This window comes from Streptomyces sp. NPDC088732, assembly GCF_044751205.1.
Taxonomy (GTDB): domain Bacteria; phylum Actinomycetota; class Actinomycetes; order Streptomycetales; family Streptomycetaceae; genus Actinacidiphila.
Window position 1 is genome coordinate 180,080 of the sequence record NZ_JBIVLI010000009.1, and the last position, 6,792, is coordinate 186,871.

The window sequence follows — 6,792 nt, forward strand, 5'->3', positions numbered from 1 at the left end:
CGGCAGGACGAAGGAGCCCATGCCCGGCGGCGGGGCGGTGGCCTCGATGAGGATGCCGTCCGCGTGCAGTTCCTCCACGCCCGCGCTCTGCAGCACCGCGGGGCCGCCGTCCGCGACGGGCTCGGCGAAGCGCCCGGCCACGCTCGTCGCCGGGTGCACGGCGAGGTTGCGGCCGGTCCGCGGATGGCGTCCGAGGCCGGAGCGGCGCAGCAGCGGCGGGGTCTCCAGCGCCCCGGCGGCGACGACCACCAGCGGGGCCAGGATCTCCAGGGTGCTGCCGTCGGCGCGCCGCACCGCCACCCCGCGGGCCCGCGGGCCGCCGGGCCGGTCCGGGTCGGTCAGCACCCGGCGCACCGACGCATCCGTGACGATGCGCGCCCCGGCGGCGCACGCCTGCGGCAGCACCGACAGCTGCACGCTCTGCTTGGCCCCGGCCGGGCAGCCCACCACGCACTGGCACGAGCCGCGGCAGCCGGGCGCGTTGCGCCGCAGCGGGCCGGCCCGCCAGCCGAGTTCGCGGGCGCCGAGCAGGGCGAGCGCGCCGTTGCGGCCGAGGACGTCGAGCGGCTGGGTGGCCACGCGCAGGGTGCGCTCGACCTCGTCCAGGTGCGCGCCGAAGCGCTCCGCGTCCGCGAGGGCGCCGAGCCCGTGCCGCTCGCGCCAGCGGGCCAGCACATGGTCCGGGGTGCGGTAGCAGGTACCGGAGTTGACGACCGTCGTGCCGCCGACCGCGCGTCCGGTGGGCACGACGAGCGGCGGGCTGCCCAGGGCGACGGTCGCGCCGCCGTCCCGGTACAGCTCGGCGAAGCGGTCGAGCGGGGCCCGGCGCCCGAACTCCGCGGTGGTGTGCCGGCGGCCCTCCTCCAGGACCAGGACGCGCAACCCGGCCCGCGCCAGGGTCCTGGCCGCCATGGCGCCGCCCGCGCCGGAGCCGATCACGACGGCGTCCGCCGTCGAGCGGTCCGGCCAGTGCGCGGCGGGCACGCAGTCCAGCGGGGGGTCCTGCGGTGCGGCGGGCACGGCGGCGGGCGCGCCCGTGCGCAGCATCCGCTCGGTCCCGGCCGCCAGCAGGACCGGCACCTTCACCACGTCGAGCAGGGGCAGCAGCGCGGGCCGGGCCGCCAGCCCGGTCAGCACCGCCTCCCGCCGGTCCGGCGTCAGCCGCTCCAGTCCGTGCCCGGTCCGGGTCCTGGCGTATCCGTCGACCGCCGCTGCCGCGGCCCGGAAGCCGTGCCGCGCCGGTGCGGGCATCGCCGCGAGCAGGCCCTCCAGCCGCCGGGCCACTCCGGCGGTCCAGTCGCCCCCGGCCTCGGCGGGCTCGGCGGCCAGCAGCGCCGCCACCAGTCCGTGCACCGCGCTCACCGGTCGCCGACCTCCGCGTGGGCGGTGCCGTCCAGGGTCCATTCGGCCTCGGTGTGCCAGCGGCCCGACGCGCGGCGTTCGAGGAGGACGTGGGCGTCGGCGGTCTCGCTGTTGCGGCAGACGGCGGCGGCGCCGTCGGGGTCGGCGTAGTCCAGGGCGAGGGTGCGCTCCGGGTGCTGGGTGACCCGTACGGTGATCCGCCGCCGGCCGGCGCGGCCGGTGACGGTCCACTGCGGGAGGCCGATGGCGGCGGTGAAGCGCCGCAGTCCCGCGCGGCCGAGGGCGGGGCGCAGTCCGCCGCGCGGCCAGTCGCGGCCGTCCTTGCGCAGCCGCAGGAAGACCAGCGGGGGAAGCCGGTCGAGTCCGGGCCGGGTGGAGACGGCGGCCACGATCTCCAGGACGTCGCCGCCCCCGAGGTCCGCGTGCAGCCATGCCCAGCGGCGCGCGTTGCCGTGCCCGTAGATCCGGGCGGTCGCGCCGGGCGCCCGGCGCAGGTCCAGTGCGTTGGAGCCGTGGCGGACGCGGCCGGTGTAGTGGGCGCGCGGCGCCGGCACGATCTGCGCCGCCGGGAGCAGCGGCCGCCGCCACGACCAGCGGGGGAAGGTCCACAGCGGTTCGGCGTCGCCGGGGTCCTCGGCGAGGTCCCAGGACAGGGCGCCCGCGGTGCCGCGCAGCCGCCCCGGCACGGCCTCGACGCCGCCCGCGGCGAAGCCTTCCGGCACGCCGTCGGCGGCCGTCCACGGCACCGGCCCGAAGCGGGCGTGCTCGACGGGCTCCGCGCCCTTGGCGGGGAAGACGGCCGCCCAGCCGTGCGCGTGGGCGCCGCTGCCGTCGGCCGGGGTGACGATCTCGTGGTGCAGCCACAGCCCCGCGCCGGTGGCGGGGTCGGTGGCGGTGGTGTACCAGACCTCGGTGCGGCCCGCGGCGGCGCCGGAGCGGGGCGCCCACTGCGCGCGGGCCTCGTCGCGGACCGGGAAGCGGAAGCTCGCGAGGAACGGCCCGAGGGCGGAGGCGGTGCGGAAGCGCAGCGTGCCGGTGCCGGCCGGTTCCGGGGATCCGTCCCAAGTGAGCGTGAACGGCAGGACGGTCATCGACCGCAGCGGGTGCCGCGGGGTGACGGACTTCCAGCCGTCGAGGACGCAACCGCGCCCGTCGAGGGTGAACTCCAGCCGGTAGTGGACGCGCCGCCGGGCCAGCGGCGAGATCTCCAGGGTGCCGGTGGCCGCGGCGTCGTCGGCGCGGCCCGCGATGCGCAGCCGTCCGGTGACCCGGGCGGGCGTGGTGCGGTGGGGGAGCAGCAACCGGTCGCAGCGGACGGTGAGTTCCATCCGCACCGGCAGGTCGCGGTCCTCGCCGGACAGCCGGACGGTGCCGGTCATCGTCTCGGCGAAGACGGTGCCGCGGGAGCCGCCGCTCACCGGGCCGCCGCCTTCAGCCCGGCGCGCATGATCCGTTCGGTGGCGGTCAGATAGGCCTCGGCGGCCTCGCGGGCCGCCGCCGCGTCGCCCGCCTCGACGGCGGCGACGACCGGTTCGAGCCGCGCGTGCGCCTCCTCCGCGTCCTGGAACGGACCGGACAGGTGGCGCCGCATCGGCAGGTAGGCGTTGAAGAGGGTGTTGGTGAGCAGCACGTAGACGCGGTTGCCGGTGGCGCGGGCCAGCGCGCGGTGCACCTCGGCGTCGGCCAGCTGCACCGCGTCCGGTTCGGCGGCCTCGCGGACGGCCTCGACCCGCTCGCGCAGCCGGGTCCGGTGGGCGGCGGTGGCGCGCGAGGCGGCCGTGCCGGCGATCAACGTGCCCACGCCGTGCCGCACTTCGAAGATCTCGCCGAGCCAGCGCGCGTCGTGCCGGACGAGCATCGGCAGCAGGTCGGCGCCGCCGAGCCGCTCGTAGTCGCGCACGCGGGTGCCGATGCCGTGCCGGGTCTCCAGCAGACCGGCCTGCACGAGCCGTCCGAAGGCGTGCTTGAGCGTGGTGCGGGTGACGCCGTACCCCTCGGCGAGCTGCCGTTCGGGCGGCAGGAGCGTGCCGGCGGGGTGGCGGCCGGCGAGGATCTCCTCGCGCAGCCGGTCCTCCAGGACGTCCACGATCGACTCACGCGGCAGCGCTTCCATCTCACCCTCCAGTGGCTCAGTGGCTCATCCACTCAACCCAACGATCCGACGCCCCGTCAAGACCCCGGTGGCGAACGGTCCTCACCCGCACGGCCGTGCCCGGCCGCTCTCCGGTCGCCGTTCCCCGGTGAGCGGCTTACGTTCGCGATGGCGCGCCCTCGCCCTCATCCCTCGGCCGGAAGGCACAGAACCGATATGACGCCCACGTGCGCACGTCCGCCCCGGAACCGCAGCACCGTGAGCCGGGCGATCGCGGTCGCGCTGGCCGCCGCGGCCCTTCCCACGGCCCTGGCCTGCGGCGGCCCCGCCCGCACCGACCGGCACGGCGCCACGGCCCCCGCCGCGGCGTCCTCGTCCCCCGCCGCCGGGGACACCGGCGGCACGGCGGCGCCCGGCAGCGCGTCCTTCCCCGAACTGAGCGGCGACACCGCGAAGCGGCTCGACACGGCGATCCAGGACGTGCTGAAGGAGACGGGCGTGCCCGGCGTGATCGCCGGGGTGTGGGCGAACGGCAAGGGCTCGTACGTACACGCCTTCGGGGTGGCCGACAAGCAGGCGAACACCAAGATGACGTCCGACCTGTACATGCGCATCGGCAGCGTCACCAAGACCTTCACCGTCACCGGGCTGCTCCGCCTCGTCGACCAGGGCAAGGTGAAGCTGGACGACCCGGTCGGCAAGTACGTGGACGGCGTGCCCGGCGGCGACAAGATCACCCTGCGCCAGCTGGCCGACATGCGCAGCGGACTGTTCAACTACTCCGAGGACCAGGGCTTCGACAAGGCGCTGAAGGAGAACCCCGAGCGCGAGTTCCTCCCCGCGGAGCTGCTGGCCTACGCCTTCCAGCACCCCTCGAACTCCGCGCCGGGCAAGCAGTTCCAGTACTCCAACACCAACACGGTGCTGCTCGGCATGGTGATCGAGAAGGTCGCCAAGCAGCCGCTCGCGAACTACCTGCGGCGCAACGTCGTCCTGCCCTCCCGGCTGGGGCACACCTCGTTCCCCAAGAACGCGTCCCTGCCGGACCCGCACGCCCACGGCTACACCACGGACACCCCGAACGGGCAGGAGACCGACGCCACCGGCTGGAACCCCTCGTGGGCCTGGGCCGCCGGCGCGATGGTCTCCGACCTGCGGGACATGCGCACCTGGGCGCACACCCTGGCCACCGGGACGATCCTCTCCCCCGCCAGCCAGAAGGAACGCCTGGACTTCCAGGGGACCGGGATCCCGGGCGTCGGCTACGGCCTCGGCGTCTTCGACAACCACGGCTGGATCGGGCACAACGGCTCCCTGCCGGGCTACCAGACCGTGGTGGTGTACCTCCCCGACGCGGAGGCGACCCTCGTCCTGCTGCTCAACTCGGACACCGCCCACCAGGGCAGCGAGCCCAGCACCCTGTTCGCCCAGGCCATCACGAAGATCGTGTCCCCCGGCCACGTCTACACGCTCCCGGCGACGGCGAGCACCCCGCCGACCCCCGTCCCCAGCGGCTCACCCCGGACGGCCTCGCCCACCGCCCCCGGCACCTCCCCCGCGCAGCCCACTCCCGCGCAGACCACTCCCGCCGAGCCCACCTCAGGGCCCACCGTCCCCGTCGTACCGCCCACCCCGGGCACGACCTGACGGCATCCGGCCGACGGTGTACGGCGGCCGGCGGTCCCGCCACGGAACGGCCTGCTCCAGCTGGGCGGCGACGCCCAGCAGCAGGTCCTCCCGGCCCTGCGCGGCGACCAGTTGCACCCCGACCGGCAGTCCCTCGCGGCTCAGGCCCAGGGGCAGGCTGACCGCCGGATTGCCGGAGACGTTGAACGCCGCCGTGAACGGGCCGTACGCGAACAGCCGCCGCAGCCACGACCGCACGGTGTGCTGCGGGTCGTCCTGGACGAGGGTGCCGTGCGGGGCGGGCAGGGCGCCCAGCGTCGGGGTGAGGAGCAGGTCGTACGAGGAAAAGAAGCGGCCGACCGCGCGCGTCACCCGGTGCTGGGCGTCGACGGCCGCCAGCAGCTCCAGCGCCGTGCACGCCTCGGTCTCCGCGAGCACCGCGCGCGACACCGCCTCCAGCCGCGACCGGTCCAGCCGGGGCGCCGCGCGCAGCACCGCCCCGCCGCTCGCCAGCGCGACCAGCACCGACGCCTCCACCAGGGACTCGCCGTCCACGGCGGGGGACGCCTCGGTCACCCGGTGCCCGATCCACTCCAGCACCTTGCCCGTGTCCACGGTGACGGCGGCGACCCGCGGGTCGACCGGGTCGCCGGTCCAGGCCGCGGTCGTCACCGCGATCCGCAGCCGGCCCGGGTCCGCGCGCACCACGTCGGCGTACGGGCGCGGGACCGGGGGCAGGGTCACCTTGTCCCCGGGCACGGGCGCACCGACCGCGTCGAGGAGCGCGGCGGCGTCCCGCACCGTCCGGGTCAGGGCGAACTCCGCCTGCTGCCCGAAGGCCGCCTCGCCCGCGAGCGGCCCCGACGGCGTACGGCCCCGCGACGGCTTCAGCCCGACCAGGCCGCAGCAGGAGGCGGGGATGCGGATCGAGCCGCCCGCGTCGTTGGCGTGCGCCACCGGCACCGCGCCCGCGGCCACCAGGGCGGCCGCGCCGCCGCTGGACCCGCCGACGCCGCGCGCCGGGTTCCAGGGGTTGCGGACCGGCCCGTACCGCAGCGGCTCGGTGGCGAAGCTCAGCCCGAACTCGGGCGCGGTGCTCCGGCCGAGCGCGACCAGCCCGGCCTCCCGGAAACGGACCATCAGGTCGTGGTCGGCGTCCGCGACGGCGCCCCGCACGGCGCGGCTGCCAGGGTGAAGGGGACGCCCTTGACGAACGGGCCGCCGTCCTTGACCACGAACGGCACGCCCGCGAGCGGCCCGTCGGCCGCGTGGGCGGGCGCCGGGTCGAGCAGCGGCAGCGTGAGCGCGTTGAGTTCGGCCCCGGCCTCGGCCAGGGCCCGCCGCGCGACGGCCTCGACCTCGGCCGCGGTCACCTCGCCGGCGCGGATCAGCTCCCGCAGGCCGACGGCGTCCCGCTCCGCGTACTCGTACGGCTCCAGCGCCCCCACGTCCCCACTCCTCCGGCTCGTGCCCGGCGGTCAGGGTGGCACGCGGCGACCGGTCCCACCACGGGGTTTCCGCCGCTTCCGACGCTTCCGCCGCTTCCGCGGCGCCCGAGCCGCCAGGCCGGTGTCGGCACCGTCGCGCCTTCGGCGCACTCGCCGTGATCCGCGGGTCACCGGTCCCGTGCCGGGCGGCGCGGGCCGCCGATGTGCCGATGAGTCATGTTCGCGACGGCCCCGGGAGGCGGGACGTCCAAGAGGGGGCGACGC

5 protein-coding genes and 1 pseudogene are annotated in these 6,792 nt (G+C 76.8%); 1 reads left to right on the forward strand and 5 read right to left on the reverse strand.

The features are described from left to right. Positions 1–207 precede the first annotated feature (207 nt). The 3 genes and pseudogenes from ACIP9H_RS17535 to ACIP9H_RS17545 all read right to left on the reverse strand — a co-directional run. A pseudogene (locus ACIP9H_RS17535) lies at positions 208–1,404 on the reverse strand (GMC family oxidoreductase N-terminal domain-containing protein); the annotation flags it as partial. Beyond that, on the reverse strand, positions 1,359–2,780 hold the full coding sequence (locus ACIP9H_RS17540) for a hypothetical protein (RefSeq protein ID WP_401591715.1): 1,422 nt from the start codon (positions 2,778–2,780) through the stop codon (positions 1,359–1,361). The gene ACIP9H_RS17540 and the pseudogene ACIP9H_RS17535, both read right to left, overlap by 46 nt. Then, on the reverse strand, positions 2,777–3,475 hold the full coding sequence (locus ACIP9H_RS17545; protein WP_401591713.1) for a FadR/GntR family transcriptional regulator: 699 nt from the start codon (positions 3,473–3,475) through the stop codon (positions 2,777–2,779). Before ACIP9H_RS17545 ends, ACIP9H_RS17540 begins: the two co-directional genes overlap by 4 nt. Positions 3,476–3,712: 237 nt before the next feature. On the opposite strand from ACIP9H_RS17545, the gene ACIP9H_RS17550 reads away from it, so the two are divergent. Next, complete coding sequence (locus ACIP9H_RS17550) at positions 3,713–5,101, forward strand: serine hydrolase domain-containing protein (RefSeq protein ID WP_401959678.1); 1,389 nt, start codon at positions 3,713–3,715, stop codon at positions 5,099–5,101. On the opposite strand, the gene ACIP9H_RS17555 is transcribed toward ACIP9H_RS17550, so the two are convergent. Then, positions 5,054–6,256 (reverse strand): amidase, encoded by a 1,203-nt coding sequence (locus ACIP9H_RS17555; protein WP_401591709.1) that lies wholly within the window; start codon positions 6,254–6,256, stop codon positions 5,054–5,056. The genes ACIP9H_RS17550 and ACIP9H_RS17555 overlap by 48 nt on opposite strands. Then, a complete protein-coding gene (locus tag ACIP9H_RS17560) occupies positions 6,220–6,528 on the reverse strand; it encodes a hypothetical protein (protein WP_401591707.1) in 309 nt (102 codons plus the stop codon). The genes ACIP9H_RS17555 and ACIP9H_RS17560 overlap by 37 nt, the downstream gene beginning before the upstream one ends. Positions 6,529–6,792: the final 264 nt, after the last annotated feature.